This window comes from Pseudomonas sp. ABFPK (assembly GCF_001586765.1).
Classification (GTDB): Bacteria; Pseudomonadota; Gammaproteobacteria; order Pseudomonadales; family Pseudomonadaceae; genus Aquipseudomonas; species Aquipseudomonas asiatica.
The window spans coordinates 15,745-29,298 of the sequence record NZ_LQXW01000078.1; the positions used below are offsets into that span (position 1 = coordinate 15,745).

The following is a 13,554-nucleotide window of genomic DNA, read 5'->3' on the forward strand; positions in this document are numbered from 1 at the left end:
CCATGACTATTCAACCTCATGAGCTCCACGAGCGCTCTCCCCACCTGTTTCGTCTCATGGCCCTCGCGACTGGCCTAGCAACTTCGATATTGGGCATTCTGTCAGCTTATTGGCTTGGGAGCAATCTACTCTCCTTGTTCGGAAGGCTCTTAACGAATGCCCCAATCGTGGTGACGCCCTATCTGGTGTTTATGCTCATCGCCATGTGTACGGTCACCCCAATCATAGTTGTTACATCACTGCATGCCTGCTGGCGCGCGAAAAAATTCGACCCGCCCCCCCATTCCCGGATGTTCCGCTTTCAACATAACTCATACAAATTGACACTTTGGTCAATGATCTATATTGCGCCGGCGCTGGCATTACTCGTGACTTTTGGCCTGTGGTCGAAGGGGTACACCCCGTGCCAGAAACTCCTGATTTCAGGGTCGGCCTGGAAGGTGTACTGGGTCAATGATGTGCGATATTGCTTCAAACCTGATTTTTACAACAGCGACGAGCAACCCTGCAAGCGTGTTGGCAATCGAGCTATTTGCACGAAAGCTGATGGACAGCAGTGAGAAACACTAGTACAGCAGGGCTCTATAGATGAAAATTCGATACTCATAAACTTCATCTGTATCATCGCCCCTTAATATCAGACTGCTGGCTGTCGGCATGATCATCGCCATGCTGTTGGTCGCGGCCTTCTCGGTCTACGCCTACATCAACTACCTGTTCCCGCTGTACGGCAGATTACTGCGTGGCGCGCCTGTCGTGGAAACACCTTACCTCGCGTTCGGCCTGCTCATGGCACCGCCGGCGGTGGCAATTCTGCTGGTTGGTTGTGCGATATGTGCCTGGACCGGGAAAAAATTCGACCCGCCCGCAGGCACACGACTGCACCGCTTCCAGGCGCTGATGTTCGGGCTTTCCCTGAAGACGCTGCTCTACGTCGTCCCTGCCGTTATGGTTCTGACGACCCTTGCGCTGCTTGGCAGAGGCTACTCGCCCTGCCCTAAGCTGGTGATATCGGGCTCTGCCTGGCAATTGTTCTGGGTCAACGATGAGCGCATTTCACGCACCAGCAGAACGTCATGACTGTCGCCACTGCCATGGGCACGAAGACAATTTTTGGCGCCACCCCCAGCATGAACACTGAAATCATCAGCAGCAAAAACCAGAACGCCCAAATGCCCCCAAAAAAACGTTCAGTAGTGATCATGGAACTCGACTCTACCCGTCACTTTTCATTAGCCGACGTAGCCTGGCCATCAATGGCTGTCGCAAGCCAGCTCGTCGAGTTCATCCACCTGGCGCGAGGTGGAAAGGCCCACCGCAGACCATGTCACTGACCTGCCCCTGCGCGACCGGAGCAGGCGGCCATCCACCGCGTCGCCTGCTTCGCGGGCGTGCCCGCTCCCATAGTGATCATGCTCGTTTTCAAGGTTATTGACCAGACCGTTGCCTCTGCAGGTACGGCATAGGCCATCCAAACGGATGGACCACGCTTGATAACACCCTTGCGCGCGGCGCATTCCGTCGCGCTGCCATCATCCAGACGTGCTTTGGCAACACCTCCGGAGAATACGATCCGCGCAAAAAATGAGACCGGATTCACTTTTTGCAAAAAACTTTTGCAAAGAAATTTTCTCACGCTCATACCCCTCGCACACCCAAATTTTAGGGCTTGAACTCCCATTTCCCGCGCCCGAAACCCCAGTCAATATCACGACGCCATCATTGCGTCACATCACAAAGCGGGGAAAAAATTGCCTTCCTCGCCGGAACTTCTTCCGCAGCGAGGTGCCCTACTCGGCATTGCTGGCAACACGATATTCATGTGCCAGCACTCAAGTTTGCCGCCGTCGAGAGGCGCAATTTCAGGTCCACGCCATTGGCGTTTCAGGACGATCAAGCAGGCACATGGACGATGCACCGATGACACAGACATTCGATGTCGAAGCACTGATCAAGCTGCGTAGCCAGACGCGGGCGATCTCCGATGCGCTGAAGGCGCAGGCGGCGGATTACCTCGCCACGGTGGCACCGCTGATCCGTCCGCAAACCCTGTTTGGCGAATACCTGCAAGGCGCCCAGCGCAGCAGCGGGCGCGAAACCCAGGGCCACTTCCAGGCCCTGGTCGAACTCTACGAACGTATCGGCTCGGCCGCGCCGTTCCAGCTGGTCACCGAGCTGGAAGTACCGCTGAACCTGATCAGCACCACCCCCGAACTGTTCCCGCTGGAATACGACAAGGCCCTGGAACACAGCGGCCAGGTCATCCGCATCACCAGCCCGACCCGCTGGGTGGTGGGCTTCCACGCCTTCGACCTGGCGCGGTTTCGCAACGTCATCAAAGACCCCAACCGCAGCAGCGCCGAGCTGTACCGCTTCGTGGTGCACTACCTGGTGCTGTTCTACTGCCTGAGCAAGTCGCCTGGCCTTGGCCGGCTGTTCGAGGGCCTGCGCTACAACCTGAGCTTCGAGCGCCTCAAGGGCTTTGGCGACCTGCCGTTCTGCGTCATCAGCTCGCCGGTGCGCTCTGAACTGCCCGACGACTCGGTCATCCGCAGCAGCACGCAAATTGCCGGCAACACCAGCTTCGAAGAGCTGGTGGGCCGCGACAACATCCTGGAAATGAACGACGAAATCCGTCAGCGCCTGCTGCTGACGATCGAAGGACTGTAACGCGCAGCGCCCGGCAACGGGCCGCGCAATGATTCGCAGCGAATTGCTCGCACTGGAGAACACGATGGCGAAGAAGGAAAGCACTCAGCACAAACTCGACCGCGTTCGCGCGCCTCGGGTCCATATCACCTACGACGTGGACATCGGCGATGCCATCGAGAAAAAGGAGCTGCCCTTCGTCGTCGGCGTACTGGGCGACTTCTCCGGCAACCCGCTGGAGCCCCTGCCCAAGCTCAAGGACCGCAAGTTCGTGTTCATCGACCGCGACAACTTCAACGGCGTGCTCAAGGGCATCAAGCCACGCCTGACCTACCGCGTCGACAACACCCTGGCCAAGAACGGCACCCAGCTGGGCGTGGAGCTGAACTTCAACAGCCTCGAAGACTTCGAGCCACAGAACGTGGTCAAGCAGGTCGAACCGCTGCGCAAACTGCTGGAAGTGCGCAACAAGCTGGCCGACCTGCGTAACAAGATGGGCGGCAACGACAAGCTCGAAGAGCTGCTGATGGACGTGCTGCAGAACACCGAGAAGCTCAAGACCCTGGGCAAGGAATTCGGCCGTGAAGCCGAAGTGAAAGACCCATCCAGCAGCGATCGCGCCTGAGCAGGAGCCCGAACATGACCGACAAGCAAACCGCACCGCAACAGGCCGGCGAACTGGTCGAAGTGGAAAACTTCGCGCCACAGGCATCGTTGCTCGACAGCATCATTTCGCAAAGCCGCGTGGCCCGCTCCGACACCGAGCGCAACCGCACCCGCGACCTGATTGGCGAACTGGTGAACCAGGTGCTCGAGGGTGAGATGACCCCGAGCAAGGACCTGATCGCCGTGCTCGATTCGCGTATCGCCGAGATCGACGCGATGCTTTCCGAGCAGATGAACGAAATCATGCACGCCCGTGAATTCCAGCAGCTGGAAGCCTCCTGGCGCGGCCTGAAATACCAGGTAGACCAGACCGAGACCAGCACCACGCTGAAGATCCACCTGCTCAATGCCTCGAAGAAGGACCTGGTACGCGACCTGAAGGCCGCCAGCGAATTCGACCAGAGCGCGCTGTTCAAGAAGGTCTACGAAGAAGAGTACGGCACCTTCGGCGGCGCGCCTTTCGGCATGCTGATCGGTGACTACGAGTTCAACCGCAACCCCGAAGACATGTACCTGCTGGAGGAGATCTCGCACGTCGCCGCGGCCGCCCATGCCCCGTTCATTTCGGCCGCCTCCCCCGAGCTGTTCGGCTGGGACTCCTTCACCGAGATGTCCGGCCCGCGTGACCTGGCAAAGATCTTCGACACCGTCGAATACGCCAAGTGGAAGTCGTTCCGCGCCTCGGAAGACTCGCGCTACGTCGGTCTCACCCTGCCGCACGTGCTCGGTCGCCTGCCGTATGGCCCCGATACCACCCCGGTGGAAGAATTCAACTTCGTCGAAAGCGTCGATGGCCGCGACCACAACAAGTACCTGTGGATGAACGCTGCCTACGCCCTCGGCACCCGCGTTACCGATGCCTTCGCCCGCTACGGCTGGTGCGTGGCCATCCGCGGCGTGGAAGGTGGCGGCCTGGTCGAAGGTTTGCCAACCCACACCTTCAAGACCGACGACGGCGAAATCGCCCTCAAGTGCCCGACCGAAATCGCCATCACCGACCGCCGCGAAAAAGAGCTGTCGGACCTGGGCTTCATTCCCCTGGTGCACTGCAAGGGCACCGACTATGCCGCGTTCTTCGGCACCCAGTCGGCGCAGAAGCAGAAGCAGTACAACACCGACATCGCCAACGCCAACGCGCGCCTGTCGGCCCAGCTGCAGTACATCTTCGCCACTTCGCGCATCGCCCACTACATGAAAGCCATCATGCGCGACAAGATCGGTAGCTTCGCCTCGCGCATGGATGTCGAGCGCTTCCTCAACCAGTGGCTGGCCAGCTACGTGCTGCTCGACGACACCGCCAGCCAGGAAGCCAAGGCCAAGTTCCCGCTGCGCGAAGCCCGCGCCGAGGTGTTCGAAGTGCCGGGCAAGCCAGGTGTGTACAAGGCCGTGACCTACCTGCGCCCGCACTACCAGCTGGATGAGCTGACCGCTTCGCTGCGCCTGGTTGCCGAGCTGCCACAGGGCGCGCGCGGCTGACAGGCCGGTGTGTACAGGGATGACACATGAGTAACCAGGCCCGCCTGCTGCCCTCGCTGCTCGACCGACTGCTGGACGACCGTCCGTACCAGTCGGCCGAGCCAGCCGTGCAACGCACCTGCTCGTTGAGCGAGTACAAGGCCAGCATCGTCCGTGACCTGGAGGTACTGGTGAACACTCGCCAGAGCCTGGTCGCCGAAGAGCTGGAGGGCTACAGCCAGCTCGGTGGCTCCATCCTCGAATACGGCATGCCCGACTTCATCAGCCGCAGCGTGCTCGACCCGCATGATCGGCGCCTGATCCAGCAGCAACTGGAGCGGGCGATCAGCACAGGGGACCGACGTTTTCGCCGGGTCCGCGTGCAGCTGCTGGCCCAGCAGAACGGCCACCGCATGTTGACCTTCCGCGTGGACGCCGTGTTGCGTCTGCAGGACATCAGCCGCCAGGTGTCATTCGACGCCGTGCTGCAGGTCAACACCCAGGAATACAAAGTGCAGAACCTCAACTGATGCTCGACGAACTGCTGCCCTACTACGAAAAGGAACTGTCGCACCTGCGCTTCCTCGGCCAGGAGTTTGCCGCGCAGTACCCGAAAATCGCTTCGCGGCTGTTGATCGAGGGCGACAACTGCGAAGACCCGCACACCGAGCGCCTGATCGAGGCGTTCTCGTTCCTGTCTGCGCGGGTGCACAAGAAGCTCGATGACGAGTTTCCGGAAATCGTCGAATCCTTCCTCGAGGTGCTGTACCCACACTACCTGCGCCCTACCCCATCGATGTCGATTGCCGAGCTGAGCCTGGGCAAGCACGAGAAAGTCACCGAAGCCTACCGGGTGGCGCGCCATACCGAGATGCATGCCAATGCCGTAGAAGGTGTGGTGTGCAAGTTCCGCACCTGCTACCCGGTTGAGCTGTGGCCGATTGCCGTGCAGCAGGCCTCGTTCGCCGAACTGGAGCGTTCGGCCTTCAACGGCCACAGCGCCGACCTGGTCGCACGCCTGCGCATCCGCCTGGCAGCCACCGGCTATGCCCTGTTCGGGCAGATGGAACTGGACCGCCTGCGGTTCTTCCTCGACGGCGAGGCGACCCTGATGCTGCAGCTGTACGAGCTGCTGTTCAACAACCTGGCCAAGGCCACCCTGAGCTTCCAGGACCAGGGCCGCAGCCGCGAAGTGGCCTTGCCGGCCGATGCCCTGAAAGCCGTGGGCTACGCCCGTGACGAAGGCCTGGTGGACTACTCCGAGCGCTCGTTCCTGGGCTACCGCCTGCTGCACGAGTACTTCACCTTCCCCGACAAGTTCATGTTCTTCGACCTGAACGGCTTTGCCCGCATCCTGCAGGGCAAGGCCATCGAGCAGGTCGAGATCAACTTCTATTTCTCCGACTACGACCTCAGCGAGCGCCTGGCGCGGCTGACACAGAACATCGGGCGCAACAACTTCAAGCTCAACTGCACACCGATCATCAACCTGTTCCGCCAGCAAGCCGAACCGATCAAGCTGACCCACACCCAGCACGAATACCCGGTCACTCCCGATACACGGCTGCACAACGCTGCCGAAGTCGTCTCGATCGACCGCGTACGGCGGGTGCGCAAACTCGGCGGCATCGACCAGGTCGCCACCTGCCACCCGTTTTTCGAACCCCGTGGCGAGCAGGACCCGCACAGCAGCTTCTGGGTGGCGCGCCGGCGCATCCAGGGTGACGCCACCGCCATGAGCATCCGCGTGGTCGACCGGGACCTGGAGCTGATCGACGCCAGCAGCGACACCCTCAGCATCGGCCTTACCTGCAGCAACCGAGATGTACCGCTGATGCTGCCGTTCGGGGGCGAACGTGGTGACTTCAACATTCCCGCCAACTCGGTGATCAAGGATATCCGCTGCCTGCGCAAGCCCACCGCCACGGTGCGTGTGCCCCTGGGCAAGGGCCTGATCTGGCGGTTGATCGCCCACCTGTCGCTGAACCATATGTCGCTGGTCAGCCAGGGCCGCGAAGTGCTGCTGGAGCTGTTGTCGCTGTACAACTACCGCAATGTTTCCGCCATTCGCAAACAGATCAACGGCATCAAGGCGATCAGCAGCGAGCCGGTGGTCGCACGCATCGGCCACCCGCGGCCGAACTTCGTACGTGGCGTCGGCATCACGCTGACCCTGGATGAAAGCCAGTTCATCGGCAGTGGCGTGTACCTGTTCGGCATGGTGCTGGACCACTTCTTCGGCCAGTACTGCTCGATGAACAGCTTCACCCAACTGACCCTGCGCACCCAACAACGAGAAAAGAGAGTCGTCCAATGGCCAGCACGCACCGGCGATCAGCCCCTGGTCTGATCGATCAGGCCCGAGCCGAGCCGCACCGATTCGAATTCTTTCAATTGGTGCGCCTGCTCCGCCTGCACTACAGCCGTACCGGGCGCATGGACCTGGCAACCCGGCCGCACGAAGACCCGCTGCGTTTTCGTACCCAGCTGTCGCTGGCGTTCCCGGCCAGCGAGGTCAGCGACCTGCACTTCGAGCGCGAAGGCAAGGTGTCGCCGGCCGGCCTGCCGCTGTCGGAAGTGCAGGTCACCTTCATGGGCCTGGTCGGGCCGTCAGGCGTACTGCCGCGCCCGTATACCGAGCTGCTGCTGGAGCGCCACGTGCAGTATCGCGACGATGCCGCCCACGCGTTTCTCGACATCTTCTCGCACCGCATGACCACGCTGTTCTACGAAGCCTGGCAGAAGTACAAATTTCATATCGAGCACGAGCGCAATGGCACTTCGGGCTTCGATGGCTACCTGCTCAACCTGGTCGGCCTCGGCCCGCGCGCGCAGCAACTCAAGTTCGAGCAGCAACCAACCGCGCTGCGCCGCGAGCTGTTCAGCTACTTTGCCGGCCTGCTCAGCCAGAAGCCGCGCAACGCGCTGAACCTCGAACGCATGCTCGGCTTCTATTTCTCGCTGCCGATCAAGGTCCGCCAGTTCGCCGGGCGCTGGCTGCACCTGCAGCCCGAACAATGCACCCAGCTCGGCCGCCGCAATGCCCAGCTCGGCCACAGCGCCGTAGCCGGCAACCGGGTCTGGGACTACCAGTCGTGCATCCGCATCGAGCTGGGCCCGCTAAGCCTGGCCGATTACCAGCGCTTCCAGCCGGGCACCGCGTGCTACCGCAAGCTGGTCGAGCTGGTGCGCTTCTATATAGGCGCCGAACTGGATTTCGAAATTGCCCCGCGCCTCAAGCGCGAGGCGGTGCCACGCGCCCAGCTGGGCCGCAGTGGCAATGTCGCCCTGGGCTGGCTGGGCTGGCTCAAACGCCCTGGTCGTGACGCGGAGCCTTCGCGTTGCGCCGTCTTCCACATTCCTTACGATGGGGTCGCCTTGTGAACCTGAAGTCTCTGTTCGCCAAGCTCAACGAAACCAGCCGCACGGCCACGGAAAGCGCGGCGGCCCTGTGCCTGTCGGAGCACCATTACGACGTGGAGGTGGAGCACCTGCTGCTGCAGTTGCTCGACAACAGCGACAGCGACCTGGCGACGATCCTGCGCCACTACGAAGTAGTCGCCGAGCGCCTGCAGGCGCAGTTGGTCACGGCCCTGGGCACCTTCAAGAAAGGTAATACCCGCACCCCGGCGCTGTCGCCGCACATCACCCGCATGATCGAGCAGGCCTGGCTGCTGGCGTCGATCGAATACGGCGTCGGCCAGGTGCGCAGCGCTCACCTGCTGCAGGCCCTGCTCGACGATGCCGAACTGCGTCGCGTGGTGATCGCCTCGGCGCCGGAGCTGGAGAAAATCAACGCCGATGACCTGCGCCTGAACCTTGCGGCGCTGGTGGAAGGCAGCGCCGAGTCCCGGCAGGCCAGCCCGTTGGCCAGCCCTGCGGCGCCAGTGAACAGTGCGAACAAGGCCGGCGGCAAGACTCCGGCGCTGGACCAGTACACGGTCAACCTCACCCAGAGCGCCCGCGAAGGCCGCATCGACCCGGTGCTGGGCCGCGAGTTCGAAGTACGGCAGATGGTCGACATCCTCACCCGCCGTCGGCAGAACAACCCGATCCTCACCGGCGAAGCCGGGGTCGGCAAAACCGCCGTGGTCGAAGGCCTGGCCCTGCGCATCGCCCAAGGTGACGTGCCGGCGGTGCTCAAGGATGTGGCCCTGCACACCCTCGACCTGGGCCTGCTGCAGGCCGGCGCCGGGGTCAAGGGCGAGTTCGAGAACCGCCTCAAGGCAGTGATCGAAGAGGTCAAACGCAGCCTGCACCCGATCATCCTGTTCATCGACGAAGCCCACACCCTGATCGGTTCCGGTGGCCAGGCCGGGCAGAACGATGCCGCCAACCTGCTCAAGCCGGCCCTGGCCCGTGGCGAGCTGCGCACCATCGCCGCCACTACCTGGGCCGAATACAAGAAGTACTTCGAGAAGGACGCCGCCCTCGCCCGCCGCTTCCAGGTGGTCAAGGTGGAGGAACCCGACGAAGACAAGGCCATCCACATGCTGCGCGGCCTGCTCGGCAAGATGCGCGAACACCACAAGGTAGCGGTGATGGACGAAGCGCTGGTGCAGGCCGTGCGCCTGTCCAACCGCTACATCACCGGCCGCCAGCTGCCCGACAAGGCGGTCAGCGTGCTCGACACCGCCTGCGCACGCATTGCCCTGGCGCAATCGTCGCAACCTGGCGCCCTGGAAGACTGCCGACGCCAGATCGACAACCTGCAGGCCGAAATCGCCGTGCTCGGCCACGAAGCCGGCAAAGGCCACGACCACACTCGCCGCCTGGGCGAGCTGCAGGCTGCCCTGCAGGCCGAGCAGCAGCGGGAGCAGCAGCTGAACACGCAGTGGCAACAGGAGCTGGAACTGGTCGAACAGCTCAAGGCGCTGGACGCCGCCAGCGAGGCCGATGCCAAGCAGCTCAACGCCCTGCGTGCCGAACTGGCCCGCGTGCAAGGCGATCAGCCCCTGGTCCATGCCCTGGTCGACAGCGGCGCCATCGCCCAGGTCATCAGCGGCTGGACCGGTATCCCGCTGGGCAAGATGCTGCGTGACGAGATCGACACCGTGCAGCGCCTGCCGGCCCTGCTTGGTGAGCGCGTGCTGGGCCAGGACCACGCCCTGCACGAGATCGGCAAGCGCATCAAGATTTCCCGCGCACGCATGGAAGACCCGAACAAACCGATCGGTGTGTTCCTGCTGCTCGGCCCCAGCGGCGTCGGCAAGACCGAAACCGCGCTGGCCCTGGCCGATACCCTGTACGGCGGTGAACGCAACCTCATCACCATCAACATGTCCGAGTACCAGGAAGCTCACACCGTTTCGAGCCTCAAGGGCTCGCCTCCCGGCTATGTCGGCTATGGCGAAGGCGGCGTGCTGACCGAGGCGGTGCGCCGCAAGCCGTACAGCGTGGTGTTGCTCGACGAGGTGGAAAAAGCCCACCCCGACGTGCTCGAACTGTTCTTCCAGGTATTCGACAAGGGCGTGCTGGACGATGGCGAAGGCCGCGAGATCAATTTCCGCAACACGGTGATCATCCTCACCTCCAATACCGGTACCGAGCGCATCATGCAGACCTGCCTGAACGCCACCGAGCTACCGACGCCCGCAGCGATCGTCGAAGACCTGCGTGACCAGCTCAACCATGTGTTCAAGCCGGCCTTCCTCGGCCGCCTGAGCATCGTGCCGTTCTACCCGGTGCAGGACCAGATCCTCGAGCGCATCGTCGCCCTCAAGCTCGAACGCATCGCCAAGCGCTTCGCCCGCAACCACCAGGCCGAGCTCAGCTACGACCAGGCGTTGGTCAAGGCCATCGCCGCGCGCTGCACCGAGGTCGACAGCGGTGCGCGCAACATCGACAACATCCTGTCCCAGACCCTGATGCCCGAGCTCGCCCAGCGCGTGCTCGAGCGCATGGCCCAGGACACGCCGATCCAGCGTCTTGCGATCGAGCTGGGCAGCGATGGCGATTTCGCCTATCGCGTGGCCTGACCAGTACACGGAGGTTTTGCCGTCATGCAACACAAGCACACCGCCCTCAAACGCCTGACCACAGCTGCCTTGCTGGTGGCGCTGGCCGGCTGCGGGGTCACCGACCGTATCGGCAAGCGCATGGAAGACAGCTGGGCGGCCGACATGCTGGCCGACAGCGAAAAGGTCATTCTGACCTCCGACGGCGGCAACCAGCTCAACCCCGATGCCGAGGGCAAGCCGCTGTCGGTGGTGATGCGCGTGTACCAGCTGACCGACCTCGAACGCTTCGCCGCGACCGATGCCGAGACCCTGTGGGACACCCCGGAAAAGGCCTTGGGCAACACCCTGGTGGAAGCCCGCGAGATCACCCTGCTGCCGGGCATCGGCCAGATCGACCAGTGGCCACTGGCCAAGAGCGCTCGCTACGTCGGCGTGGCAGCGTTCTTCCGCAACGAACAGGACGCGCGCTGGAAGGTCGCCTTCGACGCCAACTCGCTGCGCAAGGACGGTATCTGGTTCTCTTCCGACGGCCTGCGGGTGCTGGTGGACAACACCGAAATCAGCGCCATGCGTGGCGTCGACGTACTGAACAAACCGCCGACCGCCGACCAGCTGGCAGCCGCGCAGAAGGCCCGGGACAACGCACCGACGCTCACCGACAAGGTGCAGGACGCCGTGCTCGACAAGGCCAGCGATGCCGCCGGCAAATCGGCACAGAACACCATGGATTCAACCTTCAACTCTTTAGTGGATAGCGTCAAATGAGCAAGCAGAGCCGGGTGATGTGGTCGGAAGGCATGTTCCTGCTGCCTCAGCACTTCCAGTACCAGGATGAGTTCCACCAGCACCAGCTGGCCGAGGCGACCTTGCGCACCACCCCATTCCATTGGGGTGTGCAGGTACTGCAGGTGGATGAGGACGCCCTGGCCAACGGTTCGCTGCAGCTCAAGCGACTCAAGCTGGTGTTCCCTGACGGCAGCCTTTACGACGCACCGCAGCACGACCCGTTGCCGGCTGCCCGCGACCTCAAGGACCTGCTCAAGGCCAACGACCTCAAGGTTCATGCTGCCTTGAAACTGCCCGAGCCATTCGGCCTGAACTATGTCGAGGACGGCCAGGAACACAAGGCCGCGCGGCGTTTCCGCAAGCAGTTCGATACCCTGCCCGACCTCAATGAAGGCGAGCTGGAAAACGAAATCACCAGCCTGCGCCTGAACGTGGTGCTGCTGGTGGACGGTGACAGCCTGGACGGCTACAGCCACTGCCCGCTGGCCAGGCTGTCCCGCAACAGCATGGGCGGTTTCAATCTCGACCCGCATTTCGTCCACCCCACTCTGCATCTGGGCAGCCACGAGACCCTGGCCGGCATCGGCAAGCGCCTGCTCGGCGCCCTGCAGGCCAAGAGCAAGGCCCTGTCCGGCCGACGCCGCGAACGCGCCGACCAGATCGCCGAGTTCGGCTCCAGCGACGTAACCCTGTTCTGGCTGCTGAACACCGTCAACCGCGCCCACCCGCAGCTGGCCCATCTGCTGGCGCACCCGCGCCTGCACCCCGAGCGCCTGTACCTGTTCCTTGCCGACCTGGCGGGTGGCCTGCTGACGTTCACCCTGGACACCCAGCTCAGCGACATCCCCGAATACGACCATCACGACCCGGCCGCGTCGCTGGTCAAGCTCGACGAGATGATCCGGGTGATGCTCGACAACGTGGTGCCCAACCAGTGCATCGTCATCAACCTCAACCAGACCAAGCCGTCGTACTGGCAGGGCCAGTTGCACGATCCACGCCTGACCGAGGCCGACTTCTATATCTCGGTCCATGCCGACATGCCTGGTGCCAGCCTGCTGGAGCTGGTACCGCGGGCATTCAAGGTCGGCTCGCCGGAAGACATCGAGGTGGTGGTCAACAGCGCGATGCCCGGCGTCACGCTCAACCATGCCGCACGGCTGCCCAACGCAATTCCGGTGCGCCTGGACAACCAGTACTTCGCCATCGAGCCGCACGGCCATGTCTATGAGCGAATGATGAATGCCCAGACCATCTGCTTCTACGCGCCCAGCGCCTTTACCAACCTCAAGCTTGAACTGATGGCGGTGCTCAAATGACCGAAGCCGTATTGCAACAGGGCGCCGTCGCGGCCGCCAACGACAAACCGACGCTCAAGGACCTGGTCCAGGACTTCATCAGCATGGCCCTGATCGTGCGGCGTGGTCGTCAGGTCACCTCGGTGCCGGCATTCGAAGCCAGCGTGGAACGGTTCTTCGCCAACCTGGAACGCGAAGCCCGCGCTGCCAACTACAGCGCCGAACAGGTCAAGGACACCCAGTACGCGCTGTGTGCCTTCCTCGACGAGAGCGTGCTGCGCGCGAGCGACAACCAGCTGCGCCAGCACTTCGAGCTGCAGCCGCTGCAGTTCCGCTACTTCGGCGTGCACCTGGCGGGTGAAGGCTTCTTCGAGAAGGTCGATGCGCTGCGTGCCGACGTCAAGCAGAACATCGATGTACTCGAGGTCTACCACCTGTGCCTGGCCTTGGGCTTCGAGGGCAAGTTCAGCCTCGGCCAGAAAGACCAGCTGCGCTACCTGGCCAATACCCTGGGCCAGGATATTGCCCGCTACCGCAAGGCGCCCAAAGCACTGTCACCGGACTGGGCACTGCCCGACCAGGTGTCGCAGATGCTGCGCCACGAGGTGCCGCTGTGGGTTTACCTGGCGCTGATCGCGCTGGTCTGCGTCGCCGTGTACCTGACGCTGGACTGGTTGCTGGACAAGGACGTCGCCGCCCTTTCCGAACAAATCCGCCAGCTGTTCAGTGCCTGAGCAAAC

14 protein-coding genes are annotated in these 13,554 nt (G+C 62.7%); 13 read left to right on the forward strand and 1 reads right to left on the reverse strand.

All coding sequences use genetic code 11. The features are described from left to right. Positions 1 to 2 precede the first annotated feature (2 nt). From WM94_RS26805 to WM94_RS30340, 3 genes are all read left to right on the forward strand, one after another. Complete coding sequence (locus tag WM94_RS26805) at positions 3 to 560, forward strand: hypothetical protein (RefSeq protein WP_061552520.1); 558 nt, start codon at positions 3 to 5, stop codon at positions 558 to 560. A 97-nt stretch (positions 561 to 657) separates the two neighbouring features. Continuing rightward, positions 658 to 1,080, forward strand: coding sequence for a hypothetical protein (locus tag WM94_RS26810; protein WP_233694840.1), 423 nt, complete (start codon positions 658 to 660; stop codon positions 1,078 to 1,080). Then, positions 1,077 to 1,334: a hypothetical protein gene (locus WM94_RS30340; protein ID WP_061552521.1), complete on the forward strand. Its 258-nt coding sequence runs from the start codon at positions 1,077 to 1,079 to the stop codon at positions 1,332 to 1,334. The genes WM94_RS26810 and WM94_RS30340 overlap by 4 nt, the downstream gene beginning before the upstream one ends. Here WM94_RS30340 and WM94_RS30345 read toward each other — a convergent pair. After that, entirely contained in the window at positions 1,328 to 1,636 is a 309-nt protein-coding gene (locus tag WM94_RS30345; RefSeq protein ID WP_177342437.1) for a hypothetical protein, read from the reverse strand. The genes WM94_RS30340 and WM94_RS30345 overlap by 7 nt on opposite strands. 284 nt (positions 1,637 to 1,920) lie before the next feature. Between WM94_RS30345 and WM94_RS26820 the strand changes: the two genes are divergently transcribed. The 10 genes from WM94_RS26820 (at position 1,921) to icmH (ending at position 13,548) form a co-directional block, all read left to right on the forward strand. Further along, positions 1,921 to 2,670 carry a hypothetical protein gene (locus WM94_RS26820; protein WP_043936170.1) on the forward strand — a complete coding sequence of 250 codons (750 nt, stop codon included), beginning with the start codon at positions 1,921 to 1,923 and terminating at the stop codon, positions 2,668 to 2,670. A gap of 64 nt (positions 2,671 to 2,734) precedes the next feature. Continuing rightward, positions 2,735 to 3,274, forward strand: a complete 540-nt coding sequence (gene tssB / locus WM94_RS26825) for a type VI secretion system contractile sheath small subunit (RefSeq protein WP_012272397.1) — start codon at positions 2,735 to 2,737, stop codon at positions 3,272 to 3,274. 14 nt (positions 3,275 to 3,288) lie between these two features. Beyond that, positions 3,289 to 4,791, forward strand: a complete 1,503-nt coding sequence (tssC, locus tag WM94_RS26830) for a type VI secretion system contractile sheath large subunit (RefSeq protein ID WP_039613672.1) — start codon at positions 3,289 to 3,291, stop codon at positions 4,789 to 4,791. Positions 4,792 to 4,817: 26 nt separating this feature from the next. Then, complete coding sequence (gene tssE, locus WM94_RS26835; protein WP_013972749.1) at positions 4,818 to 5,300, forward strand: type VI secretion system baseplate subunit TssE; 483 nt, start codon at positions 4,818 to 4,820, stop codon at positions 5,298 to 5,300. Further along, positions 5,300 to 7,120 (forward strand): type VI secretion system baseplate subunit TssF, encoded by a 1,821-nt coding sequence (gene tssF / locus WM94_RS26840; protein WP_061552522.1) that lies wholly within the window; start codon positions 5,300 to 5,302, stop codon positions 7,118 to 7,120. The genes tssE and tssF overlap by 1 nt, the downstream gene beginning before the upstream one ends. Further along, the gene (gene tssG / locus WM94_RS26845) at positions 7,084 to 8,154 is read left to right on the forward strand and encodes a type VI secretion system baseplate subunit TssG (RefSeq protein ID WP_015270493.1); all 1,071 of its coding nucleotides are present in this window, start codon (positions 7,084 to 7,086) and stop codon (positions 8,152 to 8,154) included. The genes tssF and tssG overlap by 37 nt, the downstream gene beginning before the upstream one ends. Continuing rightward, a complete protein-coding gene (tssH, locus tag WM94_RS26850) occupies positions 8,151 to 10,748 on the forward strand; it encodes a type VI secretion system ATPase TssH (RefSeq protein ID WP_061552523.1) in 2,598 nt (865 codons plus the stop codon). Before tssG ends, tssH begins: the two co-directional genes overlap by 4 nt. Before the next feature lie 24 nt (positions 10,749 to 10,772). Further along, a complete protein-coding gene (gene tssJ / locus WM94_RS26855) occupies positions 10,773 to 11,495 on the forward strand; it encodes a type VI secretion system lipoprotein TssJ (protein WP_013972753.1) in 723 nt (240 codons plus the stop codon). Continuing rightward, on the forward strand, positions 11,492 to 12,835 hold the full coding sequence (gene tssK, locus WM94_RS26860) for a type VI secretion system baseplate subunit TssK (RefSeq protein ID WP_061552524.1): 1,344 nt from the start codon (positions 11,492 to 11,494) through the stop codon (positions 12,833 to 12,835). Before tssJ ends, tssK begins: the two co-directional genes overlap by 4 nt. Further along, positions 12,832 to 13,548: a type IVB secretion system protein IcmH/DotU gene (icmH, locus tag WM94_RS26865; RefSeq protein WP_013972755.1), complete on the forward strand. Its 717-nt coding sequence runs from the start codon at positions 12,832 to 12,834 to the stop codon at positions 13,546 to 13,548. The genes tssK and icmH overlap by 4 nt, the downstream gene beginning before the upstream one ends. Positions 13,549 to 13,554 lie beyond the last annotated feature (6 nt).

Excerpts from the sequence above, each read along its gene's own strand:
- WM94_RS26805 (WP_061552520.1), top strand. The coding sequence starts at position 3 with ATGACTATTCAACCTCATGAGCTCCACGAGCGCTCTCCCCACCTGTTT.
- WM94_RS26810 (WP_233694840.1), top strand. The coding sequence starts at position 658 with ATGATCATCGCCATGCTGTTGGTCGCGGCCTTCTCGGTCTACGCCTAC.
- WM94_RS30340 (WP_061552521.1), top strand. The coding sequence starts at position 1,077 with ATGACTGTCGCCACTGCCATGGGCACGAAGACAATTTTTGGCGCCACC.
- WM94_RS26820 (WP_043936170.1), top strand. The coding sequence starts at position 1,921 with ATGACACAGACATTCGATGTCGAAGCACTGATCAAGCTGCGTAGCCAG.
- tssB (WP_012272397.1), top strand. The coding sequence starts at position 2,735 with ATGGCGAAGAAGGAAAGCACTCAGCACAAACTCGACCGCGTTCGCGCG.
- tssC (WP_039613672.1), top strand. The coding sequence starts at position 3,289 with ATGACCGACAAGCAAACCGCACCGCAACAGGCCGGCGAACTGGTCGAA.
- tssE (WP_013972749.1), top strand. The coding sequence starts at position 4,818 with ATGAGTAACCAGGCCCGCCTGCTGCCCTCGCTGCTCGACCGACTGCTG.
- tssF (WP_061552522.1), top strand. The coding sequence starts at position 5,300 with ATGCTCGACGAACTGCTGCCCTACTACGAAAAGGAACTGTCGCACCTG.
- tssG (WP_015270493.1), top strand. The coding sequence starts at position 7,084 with ATGGCCAGCACGCACCGGCGATCAGCCCCTGGTCTGATCGATCAGGCC.
- tssJ (WP_013972753.1), top strand. The coding sequence starts at position 10,773 with ATGCAACACAAGCACACCGCCCTCAAACGCCTGACCACAGCTGCCTTG.
- tssK (WP_061552524.1), top strand. The coding sequence starts at position 11,492 with ATGAGCAAGCAGAGCCGGGTGATGTGGTCGGAAGGCATGTTCCTGCTG.
- icmH (WP_013972755.1), top strand. The coding sequence starts at position 12,832 with ATGACCGAAGCCGTATTGCAACAGGGCGCCGTCGCGGCCGCCAACGAC.